This window comes from Actinacidiphila bryophytorum (assembly GCF_016916835.1).
Lineage (GTDB): Bacteria > Actinomycetota > Actinomycetes > Streptomycetales > Streptomycetaceae > Actinacidiphila > Actinacidiphila bryophytorum.
This window is the reverse complement of record NZ_JAFFIX010000003.1, coordinates 362,687-383,673: the sequence shown is the minus strand read 5'-3', so window position 1 is coordinate 383,673 and position 20,987 is coordinate 362,687. Positions and strand designations below refer to the sequence as shown.

Genomic DNA, 20,987 nt, shown 5'->3' with positions numbered 1-20,987 from the left:
ACGCCGTCCGCAGCGCGCTCACCGTGCGCTCACTTCAGGACGATCGAATTCCACGAGCCGACCCAGTCGTCGCGGTCGGCGGCGATCTTGTCGGGCGGCATCGTCGCGGGGTGGTCGACCGTCGCGCCGTACTTGGTGAAGACCGGCGGCAGGGCCGCGTCCTTGCGGACCGGGTCGACGTACATCTGCAGCGGCATGTCCTCCTGGAAGGCCTTGCCGAGCATGAAGTCGATCAGCGCCTGGCCGCCCGCGGTGTTCTTGGCGCCGTGCAGCAGACCGGCGAACTCGATCTGCTGGAAGCAGGTGCCGGTGGCCACCCCCACGGGTGACTGCGCGGGCTCGGGGGTGACGCCGACGACCTCGGCGGGCGGGCTTGAGGCGTAGGAGACGACCAGCGGCCGGTCGCCCTTGGCCTGCTTGCCTGCCGAGGAGCCGGAGAAGCGGTCGTTGTAGGCCTGCTCCCAGCTGTCGACGACCTCGACGCCGTTGCTCTTGAGCTGCTTCCAGTAGCCCTGCCATCCGCCGTCGCCGTAGGTGGCCGCGGTGCCCAGCAGGAAGGCCAGGCCCGGCGAGGACGTCGAGACGTTCTCGGTGACCAGCAGGTTCTTGTAGGCGGGCTTGACCAGGTCGGCGAAGCTCTGCGGCGGCGCCAGGTGGTGGGCGGTGAAGTAGCCGCGGTCGTAGTTCACGCACACCGCACCCGAGTCGATCGGGGTGACGCGGTGCTTGCCCGCGTCGAGCTGCAGCCCGGCGGGCACCTGGCCGAGGTCCTTGGCCGTGTACGGCGTGAACAGGCCGTTGTCGAGCGCCCGGGACAGCAGGGTGTTGTCGACGCCGAAGAAGACGTCGCCGCGCGGGTGGTCCTTGGTCAGGATGGCCTGGTTGACAGCCGCGCCCGCGTCGCCGCCGCGCAGCACCTTGACCGTGTAGCCGGTCTCCTTGGTGAATTCCGCGAGCACGGACTTCGAGGCGGCGAAGGAGTCGTGGCTGACCAGGGTGACGGTCTTCGAGCCGGAGTCCCCCGCGGCCTTGTCGCCGCCCTTGTCCTTGCTGTCGCTGCCGCACGCGGCCAGCACGATGGCGGCGGCGGTGGCGAGGGCCAGCGCGCCCATGGCACGCCGAGCTGTGGTTCTCATCGTCTGTGACTCCCTACGCCGGCATGACCCGGATCAGGTGGGAGGGTCTGCGGCCTGGGATCCTCGGTCAGATCCCTCGCCGCACTCTCAGCGCCGTCTCAGGCGCTCCCCTGTCGGAAATGTTCTGTTGTACGACCGTACGACGGTATGTCTGCCGCCGGTCGCCGACCGTACGATAGCAGCAGGTCAGCGCTCGGCTGCCGCGAGCTGCCCGCAGGCGCCGTCGATCTCCTGGCCGCGGGTGTCCCGTACCGTCACCGGCACACCGTGCGCCTCGAGCGCGGCCACGAAGGCCCGCTCGTCCTGCGGCCTGGACGCCGTCCACTTCGAGCCCGGCGTCGGGTTGAGCGGGATCAGGTTGACGTGCACGCGGTGGTTCTTCAGCAGCCTGCCCAGCCGGTCGGCCCGCCACGCCTGGTCGTTCACGTCGCGGATCAGCGCGTACTCCACGGAGATCCGGCGCCCGGAGACCTCGGCGTAGTGCCAGGCGGCGTCCAGCACCTCGCGGACCTTCCAGCGGGTGTTGACCGGCACCAGGGTGTCGCGCAGCTCGTCGTCCGGGGCGTGCAGCGACACCGCCAGGCGGCACTTGAAGCCCTCGTCGGCGAAGCGGTACATCGCCGGCACCAGGCCCACCGTGGAGACGGTGATGCCGCGCTGCGACAGGCCCAGGCCGTCGGGCTCGGGGTCGGTGAGCCGGCGGATGGCGCCGACGACCCGCTTGTAGTTGGCCAGCGGCTCGCCCATGCCCATGAAGACGATGTTCGACAGCCGGGCCGCCCCGCCCGGGACCTCGCCGTCGCGCAGCGACTTCATGCCGGCCACGATCTGGTGCACGATCTCGGCGGTCGACAGGTTCCGGTCCAGGCCCGCCTGCCCCGTCGCGCAGAAGGGGCAGTTCATGCCGCAGCCGGCCTGTGACGAGATGCACATGGTGACCCGGTCGGGATACCGCATCAGCACCGACTCGACGAGCGTCCCGTCGAAGAGCTTCCACAGCGTCTTGCGGGTGTCTCCGTCGTCGCACGTGGCGTGCCGCACCACGGTCATCAGCTCGGGCAGCAGGTCCTCTGCCAGCTTTCCGCGGGCCGCCGCCGGGATGTCCGTCCACGCGGCCGGGTCGTCGGCATACCGCGCGAAGTAGTGCTGCGACAGCTGCTTGGCCCGGAAGGGCTTCTCCCCGAGCGCGGCCACCGCCTCACGTCGCTCGGCGGGCGAGAGGTCCGCAAGATGCCGCGGGGGCTTCTTGGCCCCGCGCGGCACGGCAAAGGTGAGTTCTCCGGGTGCAGGCATGATTCCCCCAGTGTCGCAGACTCCGCGGGGTCAGCCCTTGCCGACGAAGGCGACCAGGAGCAGCCACACCACCGGGGCGGTGGGGAGCAGGCTGTCGAGGCGGTCCATGATGCCGCCGTGGCCCGGGAGCAGGGTGCCCATGTCCTTGATGTCGAGGTCGCGTTTGATCATGGACTCGCCGAGGTCGCCGAGGGTGGCGCTGACGGCCGCGGCCAGGCCCAGCAGCAGGCCCTGCCACCAGTGGCCGCCGTCGATGACGTACTGCATGAGCAGGGCGCCGGCGACCATGGCGAAGGTGATGGCGCCGAGCAGGCCCTCCCGGGTCTTGCCCGGGCTGATGCGCGGGGCGAGCTTGCGGCGGCCGAAGCGCCAGCCGACCGCGTACGCGCCGGTGTCGCTGATCACGGTGAGCAGCAGGAAGACCAGGACCCGGCGCGGGCCGTCGTCCGCGGCGAGCATCATCACCACGAAGGTGGCCAGGAACGGCACGTAGAAGGCGGCGAAGACGCCTGCGGTGACGTCCCTGAGGTAGCCGTGCGGGGGCTCGGTCATCCGCCACACCAGGACGGCGAGCGAGGTGAGCGCCATCGCCACCCAGGCGCCGTCGGCGCCCCGCAGGTAGCCGGCGACCACCATGGCGGCCCCGCCGACCGCGAGCGGGATCAGCGGGGCACGGATGCCCTTGCGCTCGGCGAGCCGCGAGGTCAGCTCCCACAGGCCGACGACCACGGCGGCCACGACGACGCCGACGAAGACCGCCTTGACGATGAAGAGGGCGGCCAGGACGATCACGCCCAGCCCGACCCCGACCCCTATCGCGGCCTGGAGGTTCCGCCCCGCGGACTTCTTCGCTGGGGCGGGAGGCTGCGGCGGCGGCTGGGGCGCCGAGGCCGGGGGTGGCGGTGGCATAGGAGGAGTCTTCCCCCTGGTGCCGCTTTCCGCGGCGGAACCCGCCGTGGCCGTGACCGTGTCCTCGGGCGCTCCCCAGTGGCCGGCGCGTGGCGAAGCGCCCCAGGAAGAGTCGTTCACTGAGCTTCGCCTCGCGTCGTCGTCGGGGTGGTGAGAGCCGGGACCCGGGCGGGGTCCTGGCGGCGGGTGCCGGGAGCGGGCCGGGAGGTCAGACCTCCAGCAGCTCGGCTTCCTTGTGCTTGAGCAGTTCGTCGACCTGCGCGACGTACTTCGCGGTGGTGTCGTCCAGCTCCTTCTCCGCGCGGCGCACCTCGTCCTCGCCGGTGTCGCCGTCCTTGACCATCTTGTCCAGGGTCTCCTTCGCCTTGCGGCGGATGCTGCGGATGGAGATCTTGGCGTCCTCGCCCTTGGTCTTGGCGACCTTGATGTACTCCCGCCGGCGCTCCTCGGTGAGCTGCGGGAAGACCACCCGGATGATACGGCCGTCGTTGCTCGGGTTGACACCGAGGTCGGAGTTGCGGATCGCCTCCTCGATGTTGCGCAGGCTGCTGCTGTCGAAGGGGGTGATCACCGCCATCCGCGGCTCGGGCACCGCGAACGAGGCCAGCTGGTTGATCGGGGTGACGGCGCCGTAGTACTCGGCCACGATCTTGTTGAACATCGCCGGGTGCGCACGGCCGGTGCGGATCGCCGCGAAGTCGTCCTTGGCGACGGCGACAGCCTTCTCCATCTTCTCCTCGGCTTCGAGGAGGGTTTCTTCAATCACCATGTGCTCCTGGTATTCAGAAGGCGGAGCCCTGGAGGCGCGGCCCCTGCGTGCGTCTGCTCTGCACGGTGTCCGACCGGCAGCGTGTTGTCCATCCCCCGTGGCGGGTTGCGACTAGTCCCGGGTGCCCTGGGTGTTGACCAGTGTGCCGATCTTCTCACCCTTCACCGCCCGCGCGATGTTGCCCTCGGCGAGCAGCTCGAAGACCAGGATCGGCAGCTTGTTGTCCTGGCACAGGGTGATGGCGGTGAGGTCGGCGACCCGCAGGTCGCGGGCGATGACCTCGCCGTACTCCAGGGCGTCGAACTTGACCGCCGCCGGGTTCAGCTTGGGGTCGGAGTCGTAGACGCCGTCCACGCCGTTCTTGCCCATCAGCATCGCGGACGCGTCGATCTCCAGGGCGCGCTGGGCCGCGGTGGTGTCGGTGGAGAAGTACGGCATGCCCATACCAGCGCCGAAGATCACCACGCGGCCCTTCTCCAGGTGCCGTACCGCCCGCAGCGGGATGTACGGCTCCGCGACCTGGCCCATGGTGATCGCGGTCTGCACCCGGGTCTCGACGCCCTCCTTCTCCAGGAAGTCCTGGAGTGCCAGGCAGTTCATGACGGTGCCGAGCATGCCCATGTAGTCCGAGCGTGCCCGGTCCATGCCGCGCTGCTGCAGTTCCGCGCCGCGGAAGAAGTTGCCGCCGCCGACGACGAGGGCGATCTCGTAGCCGTCCGCGACGACCGCGGCGACCTCGCGGGCGATGGCGTGCACGACGTCGGGGTCGACGCCGAGGCCGCCGCCGCCGGCGAACGCCTCACCCGACAGCTTGAGCAGGAATCGGCGGCGCCGGCCGGCGCCGCTGCCGGCGGAGCCGGGTGCGCTGGTCGGGGCCTGTGCGGCGGCTTCGTTCATGGAGTCTCCTCGTGCACGTACAAAGGAGGCCATTGCCGTGGGTCCTTGTGGGTTCCCGGTACGGCAATGGCCTCCTTGTCACATCTGCGGCCGGCCGGCGGGGGGGCCGACCGCCTACGACCCTAGCGGGGCCGCGGGGCGTTCGCTGCCCGGTGGCAGCCGCTGCCGGCCTGCGGGTGTGGCGGTCAGACGCCGACGCGGAAGCGGGCGAAGCGCACGAGCTTCACACCGGCCTCGTCGAGCACCTTCTGGACGGTCTTCTTGGCGTCCTTGGCGAACGACTGCTCCAGGACGACGTTCTCCTTGAAGAAGCCGTTCACCCGGCCCTCGACGATGCGCGGCAGGGCGGCGTCGGGCTTGCCCTCCTCGCGGGCGGTGGCCTCGGCGACGCGGCGCTCGTTCTCGACCGTCTCCGCGTCGATCTCGTCGCGGGTCAGGTACTTCGGCGCGAACGCGGCGATGTGCTGGGCGACGTCCTTGGCGGTCTGCGCGTCGGCCTTGTCCAGCTCGACCAGCACGCCGACCTGCGGGGGCAGGTCCGGGCTGGTGCGGTGCAGGTAGGAGGCCACGTAGCCGCCGGTGAACTGCGCGAAGCGGTCGAGCACGATCTTCTCGCCGAGGGTGGCGTTCGCCTCGTCGACGAAGGCCTGCACGGTCTGGCCCGGCTTGATCTCGGAGGCGAGCAGCACGTCGATGTCGGCCGGCTTGACGCTCGCCACGTGGGCGGCGACGGCGTCGGCGACGGCGACGAACTTGTCGCCCTTGGCGACGAAGTCGGTCTCGCACTTCAGCTCGACGAGTACGCCCTCGGAGTTGTCGTCGGCGATCAGGGACACCACGGCGCCGTTGGAGGCCGAGCGGCCCTCGCGCTTGGTGACACCCTTCTGGCCCTTGACCCGAAGGATCTCGACGGCCTTGTCCAGGTCGCCTTCGGCCTCCACAAGGGCGTTCTTGCAGTCCATCATGCCCGCGGCGGTCAGCTCGCGGAGCTTCTTGACGTCAGCGGCGGTGAAGTTCGCCATGGGTTTGAGTCTCTTCCCGAATGGTCGGTGGATCTACGGGTGGACGGCGGGGGCATCTGCCCCCGCCGTCGTCACGCGTGGTGCCCGGCGGCTGCGGGCCGCCGGCGCCTGGTCAGGCCTGCTCGGCGTCGCCCTCGGCGGCCGGCGCGTCCGCGGCCGGGGCCTCGGTCGCCGGGGCCTCGGTGGCGGGAGCCTCGGCAGCGGGTGCCGCCTCGGTCGCGTCGTCGGCCTTCTTCTCGCCCTCGAGCAGGTCACGCTCCCACTCGGCCAGCGGCTCCGCGGGGGCGCCCTCGGCCTTCTTGTCGCTGAGCGCGGCGCCGGAGCGGGCGATCAGGCCCTCGGCGACGGCGTCGGCGATCACGCGGGTGAGCAGCGTGACGGAGCGGATCGCGTCGTCGTTGCCCGGGATCTTGTAGTCGACCTCGTCGGGGTCGCAGTTGGTGTCGAGGATCGCGACCACCGGAATGCGGAGCTTGCGCGCCTCACCGACGGCGATGTGCTCCTTCTTGGTGTCGACGATCCACACCGCGCTAGGCACCTTCTGCATCTCGCGGATGCCGCCCAGGGTCTTCTCCAGCTTGTCCTTCTCGCGGGAGAGGACCAGCAGCTCCTTCTTGGTGAGGCCGGACGCGGCCACATCCTCGAAGTCGATCTCCTCGAGCTCCTTCAGGCGCTGCAGGCGCTTGTAGACGGTCGAGAAGTTGGTGAGCATGCCGCCCAGCCAGCGCTGGTTGACGTAGGGCATGCCGACGCGCGAGGCCTGCTCGGCGATGGCCTCCTGCGCCTGCTTCTTGGTGCCGACGAACATGATGGAGCCGCCGTGCGCGACGGTCTCCTTGACGAACTCGTAGGCGCGGTCGATGTACGACAGCGACTGGAGCAGGTCGATGATGTAGATGCCGTTGCGCTCGGTGAAGATGAAGCGCTTCATCTTCGGGTTCCAGCGACGGGTCTGGTGCCCGAAGTGGACGCCGCTTTCGAGCAGCTCCCGCATCGTGACGACGGCCATGGCCGTACTCCTTGATGTGCTCGGTTACCGCGGCCGCCGGACGGCGGTCGCGCCTGACGCCCCGGCGCGCCGTGCCACGAGGGACCGAGGGGCGCGGCCACCGTCCCGGTGAGGGGAGTGGGTGGCGGGGCGTGCGAAGTCGACCCGGTGACCCGGATCGCCAGAGAAAGTGTACGGGACCGGCGGAGCCACCGGCGACACCCGAGTTATCCACAGGCTACGACCATGATCATCTCTTGCGGCCGGAATGCGGGATCGTCGTGTCATGGCATTCACGGCGATGTGGTGGACGGTGGTCGCGGTACTGCTGGCGGGCGCGGGCGGCACCGCGCCGCCACGCGAGGCGGTGCCGCAGGGCGGCAGGAGCTGGCCGGTCTCCGGGCACGGTCCGCGCGGGCGGCCGGCGGTACTGCGGGCCTTCGCACCGCCCGCGACGGGCTGGGGCGCCGGGCACCGCGGGGTGGACCTGCGGGCGGGACCCGGTGCGGCGGTACGGGCCGCGGCGCCGGGCGAGGTGGTCTTCGCGGGGCGGGTGGGCGGCACGGGGGTGCTGGTCCTGCGGATCGGCCCGGGCCTGCGGGTCAGTTACGAGCCGGTGCGCGCGACGGTGCCGGTGGGCGCGCAGGTGGCGGCGGGGCAGCAGGTCGGGGTGCTCGACGGCGGGCTCGCGCACTGCCCGGCCAGCTGCCTGCACTGGGGGCTGATCAGCTCGGGGCCGGGCGGCGACGCCTATCTGGACCCGCTGTCTTTGCTGCCGTCGTGGATACGCCGGTCCGGCCCGTCGCGGCTGCTGCCCGTCCGCGGGGTCCCGGCGCCGGCGTGAGCCGGCGCACACGGGGGGCGGGGCGGGGTCAGCCAGTGACGCCGCGCAGGGCCATGGATATCGCGGCCCGGGTGATCCGCTCGGGGTCCTCGGCGGCGCCCAGCTCGATCCGGCGGACCGCCGCGTCGACCACGCCCTGCAGCAGCATCGCGGTCAGCCGCGGCTCCTCGTGGCCGAGGTCGGAGAGCGCGGCGACCACCATGGCGACCAGCCCGCCGTGGGCGGCGCGGATCTTCTCCCGTGCGCCGGGGTCCAACTCGCCCGCGGAGATCGCCGCGACGGCGCGGTGCCTGCGGTCCCCGACCAGGGCGAGCTGGCTGCGGACATACGCCTCGATGCGGCCCTCGGCGGTGTCGGCGGACTCCATCGCAGACTCCACCTCGGCGGCCCAGACCGGGAAGTCGACCGCGCACAGCTCCTCGACGACCGCGGCCCGGGAGCGGAAGTACTCGTAGACCGAAGAGCGGGCCAGCCCGGTCCGCTCGGCCAGGGCGGGGAAGGTCAGTGCCTCGGTGCCGCCCTCGGACAGCAGTGCGCGGGCGGCGTCCAGCAGGGCCCGGCGCTGCATCGTGCGGTGTTCGGCCACCGAGGCCGCTCGAATCCTGGGCATCCCACCACTGTAGACAGTGCGCGGGGGCGCTCAGCGGCCGACGTCGGCGAGCTTTGCCCGCAGTTGAAGCACCGACTTGGTGTGGATCTGGCTGACCCGGCTCTCGGTGACACCGAGGACCTGGCCGATCTCGGCGAGCGTCAGGCCTTCGTAGTAGTAGAGGGTGACGACGGTCTTCTCCCGCTCGGGCAGGGTGTTGACGGCGCGGGCGAGCAGCCGGCGCAGCTCGCGGTCCTCGGCGACCTCGACCGGGTTGTCGGCGCCGGTGTCCTCCAGGGTGTCCACCAGGCTGAGCCGGTCGCCGCTGTCCGCGCCGACGTGCAGCAGCTCCTCAAGCGCCACCACGTTGGCCAGCGACAGGGCGCTGAAGACGCCGTGCAGCTCCTCAAGCCCGACGCCCATCTCGGCGGCGACCTCGGGTTCGCTGGGGGTGCGCCGGAGCTTGGCCTCCAGGGTCGCGTACGCCCGCTCGACCGCCCTGGCCTTCTGCCGCACCGAGCGCGGGATCCAGTCCAGGGCGCGCAGCTCGTCGATCATGGCGCCGCGGATCCTGGTGATCGCGTAGGTCTCGAACTTGATGGCACGGTCCGGGTCGAACTTCTCGATCGCGTCGATCAGCCCGAACACGCCCGAGGAGACGAAGTCCGCCTGCTCGACGTTGGCCGGCAGCCCCACGCTGACCCGGCCGGCGACGTATTTCACCAGCGGCGAGTAGTGCAGGATCAGCTGCTCGCGCAGCCGCGCGTCCCCCGTGGACTTGTAGGTCCGCCACAGCGCGTCCAGCGATGTGGGGGCGGCGGGCCGAGGGGCAGCGGGGGCGGTGGTCGCGGCCGTCGCCCGTTCGGACCCGGGGGTGTACTGGGGCATGCGTCTTTGTGCGCCGTTCTGCCGTGACGTGGACGGGAAATCGAGCCTCCGAGAGCGTAGCGTGACCATAGTGTCGCTTATTGCTACATCCTCCGTATGGGACATGCGCAGATACGTTCCTCTACGGGTGCGTGGACGCCGGCCGCTCGCGGCGCCGGACGCCGGGGCCGCCGGACGTCCGCATCGAGCCATCATGGGGTGCGCCGGCGGCCCCGGCTCCGCCTCCGGCGATTCCCCCAGGTCATGGGCTTCCGCTGTCACCTGATGGTGTAGCCGCCGCGTCAACCGGCGTGCTGTGCGCGGCCGTCCCCTGCGGTACGGACCAACTGCCACCTCCCGTCCAGCCGTTCGACGAAGCCGAGCGCCTGCAATTCGTAGAGCCTGCTCAGCGTGTCGTCGCAGGTGGCCCCGGCGGCCTCGGCGATCTCCCGCACGTCCACCGCACCCCGGCCGGGCAGCATCTCCAGCACCCGGGCCGCCGCAGGGCCGAGCAGGTCGCGGGGCAGCACCGGGCCGCGCCGCAGCGGTGCCAGGTCGGCGCCGATCTCGCCGACCAGCTCCACGACTTCGGCCGCGTCCGTCACCAGCGCCGCTCCCCCGCGCAGCAGTTCGTGCACCCCTTCCGACAGCCCGCTGGTGCACGGCCCCGGCACCCCCATGGTCACCCGGCCCAGCGCCGCCGCCCTGCGGGCGGTGATCAGCGAACCGCTGCGGTAGCGGGCCTCGACCACCACCGTGCCGCGGGTCAGGGCGGCGATGACCCGGTTGCGCAACACGAACCGGCTCCTGGTCGGGTGTTCGCCGGGCGGCAGCTCGCCGACCAGCAGCCCGGCGGCGGCGATCCGCCCGATCAGCTCGGCATTGCCCGGCGGATAGGCCACGTCCACCCCGCAGGCCACCACCCCGATGGTCGCGCCGCCCTCCGCCAGGGCGCTGCGGTGCACCACGCCGTCCACCCCGTAGGCGGCGCCGGACACCACCACCCAGCCTGCCCTGGCCAGCCCCGCGCCCAGCTCCGCGGCCATGTGGGCGCCGTAGTCCGTGCAGGCCCTGGCCCCCACCACGGCGACCGACCGCAGCGCCCACAGCCGCAGTGACGGCCGCCCGCGCACCCACAGCCCGAAGGGGCGTTGCGGCCCGAGGTCGTCGAGCTGGCCCGGCCAGTCCCCGTCGCCGGGGCAGACGAAGCGCGCACCTGCCCGGTGGGCGGCGGCCAGGTCGGCGATCGGGTCGGCGCGGGCCGCCCGCCGGGCGTAGGAGGCGGTCCGCCGCGGGCTCGCCCCCGGCAGCCGGCGCCCGCCGCGGGCCGCCCGCAGCGCACCCTGCACCCCGCGGTCGCGTATCGCCCGCCCCATCACCTCATCCCCCGGGTCGGCGATCCTGGTCAGCGCCGCCCTGGCCAACCGCTCCTCCCACCCGGTGCACTCCGCCAGCCCCTCGGCCGCCGCCCCGCCCTCACCCCCGCTCCGGTAGGCCCAGCGCAACTCCTCGACCAGCCCCTCCTGCCCGCGCAACCTCCCGCGCACCGGCCTCCGGCCCAGCCCGGCGCCCGCGTCGGGCACCCCCGCATCGGGCTCGCCCAGATACGCCCCGCCCGGGCCGGGCTCGCTCACAGGCGCCACCCCGGCCACGCCCGACTGTGCCGCGTCCCCCTCGGCCGCGTCGGGCACCCTCGGGCCGGGCTCGCACGATTCTGGGGCGCCCACCTCCGGCTCGCCCACGCCCACCTCGCCCGGGCCGGGCTCGCCCACATCCGCCCCGCCCGGGTCCGGCCCGCCCGGGTCCGGCACCTGCCGGCTCATCGGGTGCCGGCCGGGGTCGGGCCGCGGCTGACGCCGGTGCGCAGGTGGAGTGCGGCTCTGACGTCCTCGACGTCGGGGCGGTCGTGGCCTGCCAGGTCGGCAAGGGTCCAGGCGACCCGCAGGACGCGGTCGAGGCCGCGGGCGGTGAGCAGCCCGCGCTCCATGTCCCGCTCGGCCGGGTGCATGGCGCCCGGGGCGACCGGCCAGCGGGTGCGCAGCTCGTGCCCGGGGACGTCGCCGTTGGCACTCCACGGGGTGCCGGCGTAGCGGGCGGCGGCCCGCGCCCGGGCCTCCCGCACCCGGGCGGCGACGACCGCGGTGCTCTCCCCAGGGCCGCGGCCGATCAGCTCGGAGCGGCTGACCGCCTCGACCTCGACCCGCAGGTCCACCCGGTCGAGCAGCGGCCCGGACAGCCTGGCCTGGTAGCGGCGCACCGCCGTCGGTGAGCACTCGCACCCGGCGCCCAGCAGTGAATAGCGCCCGCAGGGGCAGGGGTTCGCCGCGAGCACCAGCATGAAGTGGGCCGGCAGCCGTATCACGCCGGCCGAGCGGGCCACCACGACATGCCCGGACTCCAGCGGTTGGCGCAGCGCTTCGAGTGCCTTGACGGTGAATTCCGGCGCTTCGTCGAGAAAGAGCACTCCCCTGTGCGCGAGCGACACCGCTCCGGGTCTGGGCAGTCCGCTGCCGCCGCCGACCAGCGAGGGCATGGTGGCCGAGTGGTGCGGGGCGCAGAAGGGCGGGGTGTCCACCAGGGGGCGGCCCACCGGGAGGATGCCGGCCACCGAGTGGACGGCGGTGACCTCCAGGGACTCCTGCCGGGTCAGCGGAGGCAGGATGCCGGGCAGCCGCTCGGCCAGCATGGTCTTGCCCGCTCCCGGCGGACCTTTGAGGTACAGGTGGTGTGAGCCCGCCGCGGCGATCTCCAGGGCGAGCCGGGCCGCGGACTGGCCCGCCACGTCGGCCAGGTCAGGACCGGCGGGCCGGTCGCCGTCCCCGCGGCAGGACCCGGTGCCGCTCAGCCCCGCGGGCAGTCCCGAGCCCACCCCGCCGCCGTGGGCGGTGAGCCCGGCCAGCATCGGGTCGGGGCGGCCCTGGCCGTAGGGGCCGTCGTCCTCCTCCTCGGGGACGGGCTCGTCGTTGAGCACCGCCACCAGCTGCCGCAGGCTGCGCACCCCGAGCACCGATACGTCCGGCACCAGGGACGCCTCCGCGGTGGTGCGCTCGGGGACCACGACCTGCCGGTAGCCGGCCTCGGCCGCCGCGAGCACCGCGGGCAGCACACCGCGCACCGGCCGGACCCGGCCGTCCAGGCCCAGCTCGCCGATCATCATCAGATCGGCGATCGACGCGGGCGCGATCCGCTCGTTCGCCGCGAGGAGCGCGCAGGCCACCGCCAGGTCGAAGCCCGAGCCGCCCTTGGGCACGGACGCCGGGCTGAGGCCCACCGTCAGCTTCTTCTGCGGCCAGGCCTCGCCGCTGTTGACGATGGCGGCGCGCACCCGGTCCCGGCTCTCGACCAGGCTCTTGTCGGGCAGGCCGACCAGGGTGAAGGCGGCGAGGCCGGGTTCCAGGTCGGCCTGGACCTCGACGACCACTCCCTCGACGCCGATCAGCGCGACCGAGCACGTACGGGCGAAGCCCATCACGCCACCCCCCGCACATGCTCGACCGCGGGGGCACCTCGGTCGGGGAGGATCACGCCGACCAGGTCGATCCGCACCCCGCCCGGCGGCGCCCCGCCGCGCTCTGCGGTCCATCGCTCGGCCAGCGACCGCAGCCGCTCCAGCTTCGCCGGGGGCAGCGCCGCCATCGGGTGCTGGAACGGCCCGGCCCGCCGGGTCTTGACCTCGCAGACCACCAGGGCGTCGCCCTCGGACGCGAGGATGTCGATCTCACCGCCGCGGCCGTGCCGCCAGTTCCGCCCCAGGACCGTCAGGCCCGCTGCCTGCAGGGCGCGGACGGCGACCTCCTCGCCGTACCGCCCCAGCGCACCTCGTGCGTTCATGCGTACCACCTCCGTCACTCACTGTGACAGAGGTGGCCCCACTCAAGATGATCTTGCTCGCCGGCCTGTGGATAACTTCTGAAGGCCCTCAGCCGTTGAAGCCCGAGTCGTCCGACGGCAGATCCAGATCCGCCTTGTTCAGCTCCTCGATGTTCACGTCCTTGAACGTGAGCACCCGCACCTGCTTGACGAACCGGGCGGGCCGGTACATGTCCCAGACCCACGCATCGGCCATCGAGACCTCGAAGAACACCTCGCCCTGCACCGAGTGCACCTGCATCTCGTAGTCGTTGGTGAGGTAGAAGCGCCGTTCGGTCTCGATCACGTACTTGAACAGGCCGACGACGTCGCGGTACTCCCTGTAGAGCTTCAGCTCCATCTCGGTCTCGTACTTTTCGAGGTCCTCGGCGCTCATCGTGTGTTCCCCTTCAGCCGTGCGTTCCCCCATTGTGCGTCACACGGTCTCACGACCGCGCGGAAGTTCCGCGCACCCGGGACGTCCACGGAGGTCACCGGCGCCTGAACAGTCTGGCCACCGGGTCGTAGGCGGCGCCGCCCAGAATCAGCACGGCTCCGGCGATGACCGCGATCGTGAGCGGGCCGAGCGGCCCCTGCCCGGGGGACCCGCTGCCGGGGACCGCGTCGAAGGCGGAAGTCGGCGACAGCAGGCCCATCCGGGACGCGGGCCAGGCCACACCGTCCACCCGTGCGCGTACGTCGCTGACCGGGACGGAGCCCCCCTCGGCGTCCGCCAGGTGGATGCGGGAGTCCTCGGAGACCGCGCGGTTGTCGCCGAGCAGGAATATCTCACCGGCCGGGACCCGGGTGCGGAAGGGTTCGAGCGAGGCGGGGCCGCCGTCCTTGAGGTAGGTCTCGTCGATCGCCTTGCCGTTCACCATGAGCCGGCCCTTGGCGTCGCAGCACGACACCGTGTCACCGCCGACCCCGACGACCCGCTTGACCAGCGGCTCGCTGCCCCACAGCTTGTCCTTGAAGACCACCACGTCGCCGCGGTGCACGTCGGAGCCCGACACCTTCTGGGCCAGCAGCCGGTCGCCGGGCTGCACGGTGGGCACCATCGAATTCGTCGGCACCGTGTAGGGGCGGTAGACCACGGCGGCCCACACCGCGGCGCCCAGGAAGAGCACACACCCCAGCGCGATGACCGCGCCGGACAGCCGGTGGCCGAGTCTTCCCCTGCCGCCGGCTGTGCCGCGTCCTGCGGTGCTGCTCCCTGTGGTGCTGGTCATCGCACCGCTGCTGCTGCTCATGGACCGGAACCCTACCCGGGGGTACGGTCCCCGGTCAGCAGTCTTCCGCGCTCTCCTGCACCGGCCCGGCCTTCGACAGCAGCCGCCGCCTGCGCCACATCACCAGCGGCAGGGCGCCCGCGAGGCCGGCCGCCGCGGGGACGGCCGTACCGGCCGCGGCATTGATGCCGGGCTGCGAGAAGGTCCCGGGGATGGACAGCACGTCCCAGCGGGTGACCGGCCAGGCCACCACGACGGCGCGGCCCACCACGTCGCTGTTCGGGACGGTGCCGCCGCCCGGGAGCGTGGTATGGAAGCGGGAGTCGAGCGAGTCCTGGCGGTGGTCGCCCATCACCCAGATCCTGCCCTTGGGTACGTGCACGGTGAAGGGCACCTCGGGGCTGCACGCGGTGTTGCCCGGGAAGATGTACGGCTCGTCCAGCGCCTTGCCGTTGACCATCACCGGTCCCGTGCCCTTGCACGACACGGTGTCGCCGCCGACCCCGATCACCCGCTTGATCAGGTCCTTCTCGTCGGCGGACGGCATCAGACCGATGAAGCTCAGGCCCTTCTGCAGGCCGCGCACCACCACGTTGCTGCTCGGCGAGGGGTTCTCCGGCAGCCAGCCCCCCGGGTCGTGGAAGACGACGACCTCGCCGCGGGTCGGCGTGGAGCCGAACCACGGGGTGAGCTTGTCGACCAGCACCCGGTCGCCCTTGAGCAGGGTGTTGTTCATCGAGTCCGACGGGATGGAGAAGGCCTGCACCAGGAAGGTCTTGATCAGCAGCGCCAGCACCAGGGCGATGCCGATCAGCAGCGGCAGCTCCTTCCAGAACGACCGCTGCTTGCGGCCGTGCGCGGGCCGCCCCTCGTCCTCGTCGTCGTCCGGGTCACGCCCCGGTCCTGCGGGGCCGACCGGGCCGACCGGCTCGCCGGGAACGCCGCCGGCCATCGCCGGAATGCCGTTCGCGGGCAGACCGCCGCCCTGCGGGCCGCTGCCGGGCACGCCAGGCCCGGGCACGCCGTGCCCCGGCAGACCGTTCCCGGGCAGCCCGGAGCCCACCGCCGGGTCCGCCTCCCATGCGTCCTTGGCGGGGCTGCCGCCCGCCGCCGGGTCAGGCTTGGCGGGAGCCATGTCCGCACCGTCGTCGTAGACCGGCCCGGCCGGGGGGTGTCCGGGGACCGCGGCGTCTGCCGCCGATTCGTCGGCAGGGGGCACCTCGGCATCCCGCTTCTCGGGCTCGCCGGGTCCAGACCGTGCGCCGACCACCAGGTCCCCCACATCCACTCCTCACTCCAGTCCGCCGCCCGCGCCCCATCCGGCGCAGGCCCGCCACTCCCATAACGAGCGAGAGTTCCGCAGGAGTCGGTAGCTGGTTCGTCCTTTGACCGTTGTTGGCCGAGCCCACACTAGTGGGCTCAGCTGTGGCTCCCGCGGCGGCCGACCCCGGGGCCGGCACCGCGGAGAAGGTTGACGGCTCCTTGAGCCGCTGCCAGTGGCCGATCGGCCAGCCGATCGCAAAAGCCCGTCCGACCACCAGACTCTCCGAGATGGTGCCGCCCCCGGGCTCGTCCATGTGGTACCGCGAGTCGGCCGAGTCGGAGCGGTGGTCGCCCATCACCCACAGCCGGCCCTGCGGCACCTTCCTGACGAATTTCGTCAATGAGGGTGGATTTCCCGGATACAGATAGCGCTCGTCGATGGGCTTGCCGTTGACCAGCAGCCGGCCCTGGGCGTCGCAGCACTCGACGGTGTCGCCGCCGACCCCGATGACCCGCTTGATCAGGTCCTGCTCGCCGGTGGCGGGCAGCAGCCCGATGAAGGTCAGGACCTGCTTGACCTGCTTGACGACCACCGGGTCGGGTTTGGGCGCCGGCTCGCCCTTGAGCCAGGTGCCGGGGTCCTTGAAGACGACGACGTCACCGCGGTGCGGCTCGGAGCCGAACCAGGGGGTGAGCTTGTCGACCAGCACCCGGTCGCCGATCTTGATGGTCTGCTCCATCGACCCGGACGGGATCACGAACGCCTGCAGCAGGAAGGTCTTGAGCACCAGGGCGATCAGCAGGGCCACCATGACCAGCAGCGGCACCTCCTTGGCCAGCGAGCGCCGCCGCTTGCGGCGGACCTTGCGGGCCAGCCGGCGCCGCTCGATCCGGGTGTGGCCCGGCAGTCTCGGCGGCTGGGAGTCGTCGGGCGCCTCCTGCTCGGGAGCCGCCTCGCGCGCCCGGCCCGCGGCCGGACGCGCCTTGCCGCGGCTACCCATGTGCGCCGGCCGGGGCGGGGATCGCGGCGAAGGCGGCGGGGCGGCGCAGCCGGGTCCAGTGGCCGACGGGCCAGCCGACCCAGTCGGCCCGGCCGATCACCTTGCCCACGGGAACGGTGCCGCCGCCGGGATCGCCGAGGTGGTCGCGCGAGTCGCGCGAGTCGTCGCGATGGTCGCCCATCACCCAGAGTCTTCCGTCCGGAACCACGATGTCGAACGGTACCCGGGAGGGCGTGTCGCCGGGATAAAGGTAGCCCTCGTCCAGCGGGTGGCCGTTGACCAGCAGCCGGCCCTGGGGGTCGCAGCAGGTGACGCGGTCGCCGCCGACGCCGATCACCCGTTTGACGAAGTCCGTGCCGCCGCCTTCCGTGAACGACCCCTCGCCGTCGAACACGATCACGTCCCCCCGCCGCGGAGTCCCGCCGAAGCGGTACGCCAGCTTGTCCACCAGCACCCGGTCACCGATCCGCAGCGTGCCTTCCATGGAGCCGCTGGGCACTTGGAAGGGCTGCACCACGAAGGTGCTGACCAGCAGCAGCGCGGCCACAGCGGCGAGCGCGAGCAGGATCGTACGCCGCCATTCGGCCCACCACACAGGCACGGAACGCGCAAGGGCCGAGAGCAGCACGACAGAACGCGACCGCTCCTCCGGTTCCGCCTCGTCGGCGGCAGAGGAACGGTCGCGTTCCGGTACGGCTGCTTCGGTGTTCATCGAGGCCAGAGCTTATCCGGCCGCTGCCCCGATACGCCGAGCGGTCAGTTGTCGCGCTTCTCCTTGATCTTCGCGGCCTTGCCGCGCAGCTCACGGAGGTAGTACAGCTTGGCACGGCGGACGTCGCCGCGGGTCACGACCTCGATCTTCTCGACGATCGGGGTGTGCACGGGGAAGGTGCGCTCGACACCGACGGAGAAGCTGACCTTGCGGACGGTGAAGGTCTCGCTGACGCCCGCGCCCTGGCGGCGGATGACGACGCCCTTGAACTGCTGCACACGGGAGCGGTTGCCCTCGATGACGCGCACGTGGACGTTGATGGTGTCACCGGGGCGGAAGGCCGGGATGTCGGTGCGCAGGGACGCGCTGTTGACGCCCTCGATCAGGTTGGTCACTGGTGTCTGCTTCCTCGCCGATGCCACAGGTCATCGGCGGAACGTGGTGTTTCGTCAGGGGGTTCGCCGCCCCTTCCGGTCGGCGTCGTTCCCCCTGTGGCAGGGGCGCGCGCCGGACGGGCAGCAGCCGCTCATTCTTCCACGGCGTAGGGGCTGGGCCCAAATCGCCCGTCGGGTCCCGGCTGCCAGCCCAGGATGCTGAGCATCTCCCGGTCACGCCGGTCGAAGACGGCGGGGTCGCAGCGCTGCACCAGGTCGGGCCGGTTGGCCACGGTACGCCGCAGGGCCTCGTCCCGCCGCCAGCGGGCGATCTTGCCGTGGTGGCCGCTGAGCAGCACGTCGGGGATGCCGCGGCCGCGCCACTGGGGCGGCTTGGTGAAGACCGGCCCCTCCAGCAGGTTTGCCATCGCGCCGGGCGCAAAGGAGTCGTCGCGGTGCGACTGCGCATTGCCGAGCACTCCGGGCAGCAGCCGGGCCACCGCCTCGGTGATGACCAGTACGGCGGCCTCGCCGCCGGCCAGCACGTAGTCGCCGATGGAGACCTCATGGACCGGCATCCTGGTGCGGTACTCGGCGGTGACACGGCTGTCGATGCCCTCGTAGCGGGCGGGCGCGAAGATCAGCCAGGGGTGCGCGGACAGCTCGGCGGCCAGCACCTGGGTGAAGGGCCGGCCGCTGGGGGTGGGTACGACGAGGGCGGGGCCGCCGGCGCCCGCCTCGTATCCCGCGGCCAGGGTGTCGTCGAGTGCCTCGCCCCACGGCCCGGTCATCATGACCATGCCGGGGCCGCCGCCGTACGGGGTGTCGTCGACGGTGTTGTGCCGGTCGTGCGCCCAGTCGCGCAGGTCGTGCACCTGTACGTCGAGCCGGCCCGCCGCGCGGGCCTTGCCGACCAGCGAGACCTTCAGCGGCTCCAGGTACTCCGGGAAGATCGTGACGACGTCGATGCGCATGTCAGCCGTCCACGGCGTCGTCGCCGGCGCCGGTCCCGCCGGGTTCGGTGTCCTGCGGCGCGATGTCGTCCAGCAGCCCGGGCGGCGGGTCGATCACCGCGCGCTGCTCCTCCAGGTCGATCTCCGGCACGATCTCGGCGACGAAGGGGATCAGCACCTCCGTGTCGTCCGGCCGCCGCACGACCAGCAGGTCCTGGTACGGCAGGTGGCTGATCTCGGCGATCCGGCCGACCTCGCGGCCGTCGCGGGTGACGACGTCGAGGTCGATCAGCTGGTGGTCGTAGAACTCCTCGGGATCCTCCGGGGTCTCCTGCGGGTCCACCTCGGCGATCAGCAGCGTGTTGCGCAGCGCCTCGGCGCCCGTGCGGTCGCTGACGCCCTCGAAGCGCAGCATCAGCCTGCCGCTGTGCACCCGGCCCGCGGCGATGGTCAGCGGCCCGGTGGCGGCCGGATCCGTGGCCAGGACGGCGCCGGGCGCAAGCCGCAGTTCCGGCTCGTCGGTGCGCACCTCGACGCTCACCTCGCCCTTGATGCCGTGGGCGCGGCCGATCCTGCCGACTACCAGCTGCATGGAGCGCTTCACCTCTCGTACGTGATCGGTACGTGATCGCCACGTGGTCCGGTCCGCGGTCCGGCCCGCGGCCGTTTCGTACGACCTCGGGTCGTACGGCATACGGCTCGGGCCGGGAGCGGCATCGCCACCCCCGGCCCGAGCCGGTCTTCCGTGCGGTACGGCCGGCGCTCAGCGCACCTGGTCGACGTCGACCAGGTCGACGCGGATGCCCCGGCCGCCGAGCGCGCCCACGACGGTGCGCAGCGCGCGGGCGGTACGGCCGTTGCGGCCGATCACCTTGCCGAGGTCGTCGGGGTGCACCCGGACCTCCAGCACGCTGCCACGGCGCAGGGTGCGCATGTCCACCTGCACATCGTCGGGATTGTCGACGATGCCCTTCACGAGGTGCTCAAGAGCCTCCTCAAGCACGCTCAGGCCTCGGTGGACTCAGCCGCGGCCGGGGCCTCGGCGGTGTCGTCGGCCTTCTTGTCGGCCTTCTTCGCCTTGGGGGTGATCGCCTCACCCTTCGGCTCGTCGGCGCTGTCCTTGGCCGCGGCCTCGAACAGGGCGCGCTTGTCGGCCTTGGGCTCGGCGACCAGCAGCGGCGCGGGGGCCTCAAGGCCCTTGTACTTCTGCCAGTCACCGGTGAGCTTGAGGATGGCGAGCACGGGCTCGGTCGGCTGCGCGCCGACGGAGAGCCAGTACTGGGCGCGGTCCGAGTCGACCTCGATACGCGACGGGTTCTGCACCGGGTGGTACAGGCCGATCTCCTCGATGGCCCGGCCGTCACGGCGGGTACGGGAGTCGGCGACGACGATGCGGTAGTGAGGCGAACGGATCTTGCCCAGACGCTTCAGCTTGATCTTGACTGCCACGGGAGTGGGTTCTCCTGGTGTTGACGTGTTTGGGCACAGCGGACTTCCACGTGGGGTTGCGGGAGTCGTGCGCCCGATGGACGCGTCAGCCGAAGGAGAGAGGGTTCCTGCACGGCTGTCGAGTTCTCAGCTGGACATTCTGCCACACTCAGGCGGCACCCACGACCTCGGGGATACGGAAGGGCTGCCCGCAGGCACCGCACATGATGGGCGCCTGCGCGAGCACCGACGGCACGACGCGCACATTGCGCCCGCAGTCGCAGACCGCCTTGACCCGCACACCGCCGCCCGACGAGCCGTGGCGTGCGGCGGGGCCGCGGAAGGAGCTCGCGGTGTCCGCCGTGGTGGCCACAGTGTGGGCCTTGAGGGCGCGCTGCAGCCGGTCGATGGTCACCCGATATCGCTTGCGGGTGTCCGGGCGCATCACCACGAGCGAGAAGCCGCTGCTGGGGTGCGGCTCCTCGGCGTGGTCGAGGCCCATCTCGTCGGCGATGGCCAGGAATCGGCGGTTGTGGTAGCGGCCGGCACGCGAGGTGTCACGGATGCCGCGCGCTGCGGCGATCCCGTGCACGGCCTCATGCAGCAGCCTTTCGAAGGAGAGTGCGTTTCCGCAGGCGGACGACGACTCTCCGATCAGGGACTCGGGGGCGGCCAGATCGGGCAGCTCGGGGTGGTGCCGTTGAATGTCGGCCCACGCGACTGCCAGCTCGGCGGCGAGAACAGGTGGTGTCGTGCTCACGCCGTGACAACGAGCCGGGCGCTCCCGGTGTTCCGATTCCGGGCCAGCCCAATTAATTTGCACTGATCGGTCAGTTCCGGATGATGCGCCGTGGATGGGCG

General features: G+C 72.0%; 24 protein-coding genes and 1 riboswitch. Of the genes, 1 reads left to right on the top strand and 23 read right to left on the bottom strand.

Annotation, left to right across the window (positions count from 1 at the left end; translation table 11 throughout):
- Positions 1-29: 29 nt before the first annotated feature.
- From JT723_RS06885 to rpsB, 7 genes are all read right to left on the bottom strand, one after another.
- A complete protein-coding gene (locus JT723_RS06885) occupies positions 30-1,136 on the bottom strand; it encodes a thiamine ABC transporter substrate-binding protein (RefSeq protein ID WP_205043558.1) in 1,107 nt (368 codons plus the stop codon).
- Positions 1,130-1,258: riboswitch (TPP riboswitch) on the bottom strand. (Overlaps the previous gene by 7 nt.)
- 64 nt (positions 1,259-1,322) lie before the next feature.
- A complete protein-coding gene (gene rlmN / locus JT723_RS06880; RefSeq protein WP_205043557.1) occupies positions 1,323-2,429 on the bottom strand; it encodes a dual-specificity RNA methyltransferase RlmN in 1,107 nt (368 codons plus the stop codon).
- A gap of 30 nt (positions 2,430-2,459) precedes the next feature.
- Positions 2,460-3,458 (bottom strand): phosphatidate cytidylyltransferase, encoded by a 999-nt coding sequence (locus tag JT723_RS06875; protein ID WP_205043556.1) that lies wholly within the window; start codon positions 3,456-3,458, stop codon positions 2,460-2,462.
- An 88-nt stretch (positions 3,459-3,546) separates the two neighbouring features.
- Complete coding sequence (frr, locus tag JT723_RS06870) at positions 3,547-4,104, bottom strand: ribosome recycling factor (RefSeq protein WP_205043657.1); 558 nt, start codon at positions 4,102-4,104, stop codon at positions 3,547-3,549.
- Between the two features lie 114 nt (positions 4,105-4,218).
- Positions 4,219-5,004 (bottom strand): UMP kinase, encoded by a 786-nt coding sequence (pyrH, locus tag JT723_RS06865; protein WP_205043555.1) that lies wholly within the window; start codon positions 5,002-5,004, stop codon positions 4,219-4,221.
- 185 nt (positions 5,005-5,189) lie between these two features.
- Positions 5,190-6,026 carry a translation elongation factor Ts gene (gene tsf / locus JT723_RS06860; RefSeq protein ID WP_205043554.1) on the bottom strand — a complete coding sequence of 279 codons (837 nt, stop codon included), beginning with the start codon at positions 6,024-6,026 and terminating at the stop codon, positions 5,190-5,192.
- Positions 6,027-6,138: 112 nt separating this feature from the next.
- Positions 6,139-7,035: a 30S ribosomal protein S2 gene (rpsB, locus tag JT723_RS06855; RefSeq protein ID WP_205043553.1), complete on the bottom strand. Its 897-nt coding sequence runs from the start codon at positions 7,033-7,035 to the stop codon at positions 6,139-6,141.
- Between the two features lie 265 nt (positions 7,036-7,300).
- On the opposite strand from rpsB, the gene JT723_RS06850 reads away from it, so the two are divergent.
- The gene (locus JT723_RS06850) at positions 7,301-7,858 is read left to right on the top strand and encodes a murein hydrolase activator EnvC family protein (RefSeq protein ID WP_240165157.1); all 558 of its coding nucleotides are present in this window, start codon (positions 7,301-7,303) and stop codon (positions 7,856-7,858) included.
- A 28-nt stretch (positions 7,859-7,886) separates the two neighbouring features.
- Here the strand turns inward: JT723_RS06850 and JT723_RS06845 are convergent, their stop codons facing one another.
- The 16 genes from JT723_RS06845 to JT723_RS06770 all read right to left on the bottom strand — a co-directional run bounded on the left by JT723_RS06845 (position 7,887) and on the right by JT723_RS06770 (position 20,886).
- Entirely contained in the window at positions 7,887-8,468 is a 582-nt protein-coding gene (locus tag JT723_RS06845) for a TetR/AcrR family transcriptional regulator (protein WP_205043551.1), read from the bottom strand.
- Between the two features lie 30 nt (positions 8,469-8,498).
- Entirely contained in the window at positions 8,499-9,335 is an 837-nt protein-coding gene (gene whiG, locus JT723_RS06840; RefSeq protein ID WP_205043550.1) for an RNA polymerase sigma factor WhiG, read from the bottom strand.
- Between the two features lie 281 nt (positions 9,336-9,616).
- Positions 9,617-10,948 (bottom strand): DNA-processing protein DprA, encoded by a 1,332-nt coding sequence (gene dprA, locus JT723_RS06835; protein WP_372441243.1) that lies wholly within the window; start codon positions 10,946-10,948, stop codon positions 9,617-9,619.
- 185 nt (positions 10,949-11,133) lie between these two features.
- A complete protein-coding gene (locus JT723_RS06830) occupies positions 11,134-12,783 on the bottom strand; it encodes a YifB family Mg chelatase-like AAA ATPase (RefSeq protein WP_205043549.1) in 1,650 nt (549 codons plus the stop codon).
- Complete coding sequence (locus JT723_RS06825) at positions 12,783-13,145, bottom strand: YraN family protein (RefSeq protein WP_205043548.1); 363 nt, start codon at positions 13,143-13,145, stop codon at positions 12,783-12,785. The genes JT723_RS06830 and JT723_RS06825 overlap by 1 nt, the downstream gene beginning before the upstream one ends.
- 88 nt (positions 13,146-13,233) lie before the next feature.
- Entirely contained in the window at positions 13,234-13,560 is a 327-nt protein-coding gene (locus JT723_RS06820; RefSeq protein ID WP_018562949.1) for a DUF2469 domain-containing protein, read from the bottom strand.
- 94 nt (positions 13,561-13,654) lie between these two features.
- A complete protein-coding gene (lepB, locus tag JT723_RS06815; RefSeq protein WP_240165156.1) occupies positions 13,655-14,416 on the bottom strand; it encodes a signal peptidase I in 762 nt (253 codons plus the stop codon).
- A gap of 34 nt (positions 14,417-14,450) precedes the next feature.
- Positions 14,451-15,347 (bottom strand): signal peptidase I, encoded by an 897-nt coding sequence (gene lepB / locus JT723_RS06810; protein WP_205043654.1) that lies wholly within the window; start codon positions 15,345-15,347, stop codon positions 14,451-14,453.
- Between the two features lie 163 nt (positions 15,348-15,510).
- Entirely contained in the window at positions 15,511-16,659 is a 1,149-nt protein-coding gene (lepB, locus tag JT723_RS06805; RefSeq protein WP_205043547.1) for a signal peptidase I, read from the bottom strand.
- Positions 16,652-17,371 (bottom strand): signal peptidase I, encoded by a 720-nt coding sequence (gene lepB, locus JT723_RS06800; RefSeq protein WP_205043546.1) that lies wholly within the window; start codon positions 17,369-17,371, stop codon positions 16,652-16,654. The genes lepB (JT723_RS06805) and lepB (JT723_RS06800) overlap by 8 nt, the downstream gene beginning before the upstream one ends.
- Before the next feature lie 44 nt (positions 17,372-17,415).
- Complete coding sequence (gene rplS, locus JT723_RS06795; protein WP_205043545.1) at positions 17,416-17,766, bottom strand: 50S ribosomal protein L19; 351 nt, start codon at positions 17,764-17,766, stop codon at positions 17,416-17,418.
- A gap of 131 nt (positions 17,767-17,897) precedes the next feature.
- Complete coding sequence (gene trmD / locus JT723_RS06790; RefSeq protein WP_205043544.1) at positions 17,898-18,719, bottom strand: tRNA (guanosine(37)-N1)-methyltransferase TrmD; 822 nt, start codon at positions 18,717-18,719, stop codon at positions 17,898-17,900.
- A 1-nt stretch (position 18,720) separates the two neighbouring features.
- Positions 18,721-19,290, bottom strand: coding sequence for a ribosome maturation factor RimM (gene rimM, locus JT723_RS06785; protein WP_205043543.1), 570 nt, complete (start codon positions 19,288-19,290; stop codon positions 18,721-18,723).
- Positions 19,291-19,461: 171 nt separating this feature from the next.
- A complete protein-coding gene (locus JT723_RS06780; RefSeq protein WP_033173065.1) occupies positions 19,462-19,701 on the bottom strand; it encodes an RNA-binding protein in 240 nt (79 codons plus the stop codon).
- Positions 19,702-19,703: 2 nt separating this feature from the next.
- Positions 19,704-20,147 carry a 30S ribosomal protein S16 gene (rpsP, locus tag JT723_RS06775; RefSeq protein WP_205043542.1) on the bottom strand — a complete coding sequence of 148 codons (444 nt, stop codon included), beginning with the start codon at positions 20,145-20,147 and terminating at the stop codon, positions 19,704-19,706.
- 148 nt (positions 20,148-20,295) lie between these two features.
- Positions 20,296-20,886, bottom strand: coding sequence for a hypothetical protein (locus JT723_RS06770; RefSeq protein ID WP_073500400.1), 591 nt, complete (start codon positions 20,884-20,886; stop codon positions 20,296-20,298).
- Positions 20,887-20,987: the final 101 nt, after the last annotated feature.

Coding starts and splice junctions, on each gene's coding strand:
- JT723_RS06885 (WP_205043558.1), bottom strand. CDS start 1,136: ATGAGAACCACAGCTCGGCGTGCCATGGGCGCGCTGGCCCTCGCCACC.
- rlmN (WP_205043557.1), bottom strand. CDS start 2,429: ATGCCTGCACCCGGAGAACTCACCTTTGCCGTGCCGCGCGGGGCCAAG.
- pyrH (WP_205043555.1), bottom strand. CDS start 5,004: ATGAACGAAGCCGCCGCACAGGCCCCGACCAGCGCACCCGGCTCCGCC.
- tsf (WP_205043554.1), bottom strand. CDS start 6,026: ATGGCGAACTTCACCGCCGCTGACGTCAAGAAGCTCCGCGAGCTGACC.
- rpsB (WP_205043553.1), bottom strand. CDS start 7,035: ATGGCCGTCGTCACGATGCGGGAGCTGCTCGAAAGCGGCGTCCACTTC.
- JT723_RS06850 (WP_240165157.1), top strand. CDS start 7,301: ATGGCATTCACGGCGATGTGGTGGACGGTGGTCGCGGTACTGCTGGCG.
- JT723_RS06845 (WP_205043551.1), bottom strand. CDS start 8,468: ATGCCCAGGATTCGAGCGGCCTCGGTGGCCGAACACCGCACGATGCAG.
- whiG (WP_205043550.1), bottom strand. CDS start 9,335: ATGCCCCAGTACACCCCCGGGTCCGAACGGGCGACGGCCGCGACCACC.
- JT723_RS06830 (WP_205043549.1), bottom strand. CDS start 12,783: ATGGGCTTCGCCCGTACGTGCTCGGTCGCGCTGATCGGCGTCGAGGGA.
- JT723_RS06825 (WP_205043548.1), bottom strand. CDS start 13,145: ATGAACGCACGAGGTGCGCTGGGGCGGTACGGCGAGGAGGTCGCCGTC.
- JT723_RS06820 (WP_018562949.1), bottom strand. CDS start 13,560: ATGAGCGCCGAGGACCTCGAAAAGTACGAGACCGAGATGGAGCTGAAG.
- lepB (WP_240165156.1), bottom strand. CDS start 14,416: ATGAGCAGCAGCAGCGGTGCGATGACCAGCACCACAGGGAGCAGCACC.
- lepB (WP_205043654.1), bottom strand. CDS start 15,347: ATGGCCGGCGGCGTTCCCGGCGAGCCGGTCGGCCCGGTCGGCCCCGCA.
- lepB (WP_205043547.1), bottom strand. CDS start 16,659: ATGGGTAGCCGCGGCAAGGCGCGTCCGGCCGCGGGCCGGGCGCGCGAG.
- lepB (WP_205043546.1), bottom strand. CDS start 17,371: ATGAACACCGAAGCAGCCGTACCGGAACGCGACCGTTCCTCTGCCGCC.
- trmD (WP_205043544.1), bottom strand. CDS start 18,719: ATGCGCATCGACGTCGTCACGATCTTCCCGGAGTACCTGGAGCCGCTG.
- rimM (WP_205043543.1), bottom strand. CDS start 19,290: ATGCAGCTGGTAGTCGGCAGGATCGGCCGCGCCCACGGCATCAAGGGC.